Here is a 4,218-nt window from a genome sequence, read left to right on the forward strand (position 1 = left end):
AATTGCGGCCTGTTTCGCCTGAATATCTACGAGCCCCTGGCCTTTCCGGCCAGAGAAACTTAACGTGACAACACCTCGATGGCAGTCACGGAAAGCATGCCGCCAGAAATCGTGGCCATTCCTGTGACACCCACGATATCAGAGCGTCGATTTGAGGAACCATTTGCAGCAATTTCGACCTCAAGGGTTGAACCGGGCGCGAGCATCAGATCGTCATCGACGGTCAGGATGCCGATGGAATTGCCGGGCGACAAGATACCACCTGACTGAACCGTCGTCTCTCCGACCGAGCCGTAACCGCCAAGGGTAGCCCCGGATAGAACATTGATGGCCCCGCCAAGTGCAGCGCTGCTGTTGTTGGCGTCGCCGACAATCAGTTTGCCTTCCGCAACCGTCGTCGTGCCGCTGAAATTATAATTGTCGCCGTTGAGAAGAAGAGTGTCTGTACTCCCTTTGACAAGAATGCCGCCTTGCGACGTGCCGAACTGGCCGGTGAAACTTCCACCTTGAACGTTAAGATTACCAGACCATGTGACTGTGCCGCCATTGCCTGGGCTTGCGTCCTGCAAGTTGCGAATTGTGTCACCGTAAGTGGACATATCCAGCGTTGCGCCTGACGCCACGCGTGTTGCACCAGCAACGGTCGTAATATTCCCCAGCGAACTGTTGCCGTTTACAAGGCGTCCATATGCAACTGTTATGGTCGCATCAGAGCTTGTAGGCGTGCCGATGACGTCCATGACGACGGTTCCAGCACCGTCGGAAGCTCCAACTACCACATCGCCTTGAAGGGAAAAATACTGACCGCCGCCACCATTCAGCCAGAGCGTAGTGCCTGTCGCCGTGCTGATTGTGCTCGTTGTGCCAGCAACAATCAGGTAATCGTTGAGCGTTGAACTGCTGGCGGAAGAGTGCAGATGGCCACCGTTGAGCGTGATCAGTCCGGTGCCCATTGCGTCGATGACATTACCGCTATCTCGATGATCGGCGACCAAAGTACCAGCTGAAATCGTCGTTCCGCCGGTGTAAATATTGCTCCCCGACAATGTCAGTGTACCCAAACCCTGCTTTATCAAGGCTCCGGGCCCTGAAATTGCAGCGCCGGAGCCGAAATGCAGCGTTGCAGACGTGCCTATCGTATCAAAAACGGTATCTGATGCCAGTTCGACGCTGACGGAGTTGGGGTAACCGAAATCCGATATATGCGTTAGATTGTGGGCGACGACATTCACGACCGCACGCCCGTCGGCGTCCGAAAATGTCAGTGTGCCATTATTGAAAAAATATCCGCCATACACGTCTCCCAGAATATTGAGCTCTCCAACGGTGGCTTGCTGTCCGTTAAGATTGACATTGAAACTGACACCTTCCACTGCGTTGAAGGTTGCAACTGCTCCCGGCGCGTTGGGCACAGTGCCTTCTTGCCATCGAGTCGGGTCTGACCAGAGTCCAGGGCCTGTGACCCACGTTTCTGCCTGGCTTGCAAGCGGCAAACTGACTGAAGCTGTGAGGGCGACGGAAGAAAACCATAATAAGTGCTTTTTCTGTCGAGAAAACTGTGCGCGCGAAGAACCGGCTTTAGAAAAATGCTGCCCCATTACTGCCCCCTGATGCGCAGTTAGCCACTGCGTTGCAGCTTTATATATCAGGAGCATCTATATTGCCAACTGACCACTTGGCCTATGCAATATAATCTCTCAGAGGAGCCTCATCTAATAAGTATATGATAGGTTGTTGAGGGGATGAACGATGGTCAGTTTCTCATTACAATAGCCGCGATGCGCGTCCACTACGCCGTTTGGCATTGTTGTAATAATGGGAGGCTTGCTGCACGGAGCGATGACGCGATTGTTCCATGGCTTCAGGCAGCGGAATGCCACGATTGGCAGCTTCGGTGAGATGGCCGGAGCGCAGGCCGTACGCTGAAAACTCCCCCCGGTTCCAACCCCGCCATTTGCGCGCGCTGCTTGACGATCCGGTTGATGGCGCTGGGTTCCAGCGCCCGTGCCGAAACATTGCCCCAGCGATCGACTTTTCGAAACAGGCTGCCCTTGTTGATCCTGGCTGCTTCCAGCCAGAGGGTGAGGACTTCGACGGGACCGCCGGTTGTTAGGGTTTTGCCTGTCACCCATACGTCACCGCAACGGGCTGACCAGGCGATTGAAATTCCCGCTGCCACCAAACGCCGCCTCGGACTGGACGATGAAGTTTCTGGATTGTGCTCAACGAAAGCAATCGCTTTGTCTGGCCGGGACCGGATCTGCGAAAGGTGGATGACGATACCGCCAAGCAACTTTATATCACTTCCATATCGCAAATTAATTTAAATATAGATGTAATTTAAGTCCAATTATAATTCGTTGACGAGCAGCATGCTTTCCTCTTTATTAATATAATATTAGCGATATCTACAATTATTACTATCGTTCCAGGAGGGTGCAAGCATGGTCGAACTTCCAGAAGAAGAGCGCGTTGCTGCTCTGCGGTCTAGTCCCGATGTCTATCGTATCTGGGATATATCTGAGACCGAATTATTCAATCAAGCCGGCTCGATCGAAGTCCTGCAGACAGGCTTTGGGATACCTGCTGAAACCGCGCGCGCCTACGAAACCCTTGCGCCGGTAACTGTCGGCGACTACCCACAATCCTCCGAGCATACGTCTGCTGGAAAAGCCGGCTCCAGTAACCCCGTTATCGCCTCCAAGGTCCCAGTTGACGGGGACGCTACCGACGGAGTTGACCTGATTCAAGGTGGACCTGGCGCTGATTGGTTATGGGGTGGCGGTGGTGATGATATGCTCTTGGGTGGCGGGGGCGATGACTACCTTGACGGTGGAACCGGCAATGACTTCCTGGATGGCGGTGCTGGCCGCGACTCGCTGAACGATGGCGCCGGGGACGATATGCTCCGTGGCGGCGATGGGGCTGATGTCCTGTACAGTTATGATGGTGACGACTATCTCGATGGTGGCAACGGAAACGACCGGCTTGCAAGTTTTGGAGGCAATGACGTCATTCGTGGCGGTGACGGGGACGATTGGATCGATGCCTCCCGAGACTGTTTCGTGGATGGTGGCGCGGGCTACGATATACTGGCGATCGAGTTTGGTAAATCGGAGACCCCGATCGTTTTTGATGCGGCGAGCGGGACGACCGCGACTGGGCTCACCTTCCTCAATATTGAAGGCATCTCCGCTCATGTGGTCGGCGATCAGGACAACCAGCTTCTTGGTTCCGATGCGAACGAGGCATTCTTTTCATCATCCTCTGGCAATGACGTGCTTGTCGGTGGGAGCGGAAACGATACGCTCGTCGATCAGGGCATTTTGGAAGGTAGTGGAGACGATCGCCTTTTCGGTGGCGAAGGCAACGACAGGCTTCAGAATGATGGTGGGGGCGGTTCGGATGAGCTCACTGGCGGTCCCGGTGCAGATACTTTCTCCTGGTTCCTGATTCCACCATCTGGCGAAGGTGTCGATCGTATTCTCGACTTTGATGGTGCAAGCGGCGACAAGATCGAGTTTTCCGAAACAGCGCAAGGAGTTACAGGTATAGACGACTTTGACGCTTTCCTTGCGGCATCACACAACGTGGAAGACGGTGTCTACATCTCCTTCAATGGCACTGATGATTTCGGCATCCTCGTCGAGAATGTGTCGCTCGCGGACCTGTCGTCCGGCGACATTGTCTTCGACGTTGGCGGTGCGTAATGAAACAATAAGCGCTGTTGTCCAATCGCTCGATGATTGGCTCGGTTGCAAAAACCCGAGTTGGTTAGAAAGGGGTGGGTTTCGTGGACGCCAAGCGGTCTGACCTTTCTTGGCGATCAATACGGCGGCTTCCAGTTGCGCGCTTAACCCAATGCCGAAGTCTCGTTCAGCGTTCCATGCAATTAACAGCAGAGTCTGAACATTCCGCGTTCTAGACTTGCAATCTTGAATTGAAGCTACCTTCACTTGAAAAGGACAGGTCGAGCCCGTTATTGACTCTAAATCAGAACTCCCCAACCGGTTTGTCCCAGTTCAGCGCGTATCGGGTGAATCGAAGCTGACCGCTGCGCGTCAACGCACCCTTGTCGACCAAATCCTGCAAATCGCGGGTGGCGGTTGCGCGAGATGTCTTCGTTATGGCCAGATAATTGTCGGCACTGAGGCCACCGATAAAGCCATCCGGTCCCGCTTCGAACAGACGCGCAATGACTTTCTCCTGACGGGGATT

General features: G+C 54.1%; 2 protein-coding genes and 3 pseudogenes. 2 read left to right on the plus strand and 3 right to left on the minus strand.

Annotated features, from left to right (window positions below; translation table 11 throughout):
- Positions 1–59: 59 nt before the first annotated feature.
- Positions 60–1,412 carry an autotransporter-associated beta strand repeat-containing protein gene (locus HWX93_RS22430; RefSeq protein WP_176038783.1) on the minus strand — a complete coding sequence of 451 codons (1,353 nt, stop codon included), beginning with the start codon at positions 1,410–1,412 and terminating at the stop codon, positions 60–62.
- Between the two features lie 352 nt (positions 1,413–1,764).
- Positions 1,765–2,107 (minus strand): annotated as a pseudogene (locus HWX93_RS22435) (tyrosine-type recombinase/integrase); the annotation flags it as partial.
- On the opposite strand from HWX93_RS22435, the pseudogene HWX93_RS23125 reads away from it, so the two are divergent.
- Both HWX93_RS23125 and HWX93_RS22440 read left to right on the plus strand, forming a co-directional pair.
- Positions 2,046–2,344 (plus strand): annotated as a pseudogene (locus HWX93_RS23125) (hypothetical protein). The pseudogenes HWX93_RS22435 and HWX93_RS23125 sit on opposite strands and share 62 nt — an antisense overlap.
- 100 nt (positions 2,345–2,444) lie before the next feature.
- Positions 2,445–3,710 (plus strand): calcium-binding protein, encoded by a 1,266-nt coding sequence (locus HWX93_RS22440; RefSeq protein ID WP_176038784.1) that lies wholly within the window; start codon positions 2,445–2,447, stop codon positions 3,708–3,710.
- Between the two features lie 283 nt (positions 3,711–3,993).
- On the opposite strand, the pseudogene HWX93_RS22445 reads toward HWX93_RS22440, so the two are convergent.
- A pseudogene (locus HWX93_RS22445) lies at positions 3,994–4,218 on the minus strand (DUF4172 domain-containing protein); the annotation flags it as partial.

Origin of the sequence: Brucella tritici (assembly GCF_902825325.1) — a bacterium.
GTDB lineage: Bacteria > Pseudomonadota > Alphaproteobacteria > Rhizobiales > Rhizobiaceae > Brucella.

Bases quoted from the DNA above. Each gene is read 5' to 3' on its own strand.
- HWX93_RS22440 (WP_176038784.1), top strand. From the start codon at position 2,445: ATGGTCGAACTTCCAGAAGAAGAGCGCGTTGCTGCTCTGCGGTCTAGT.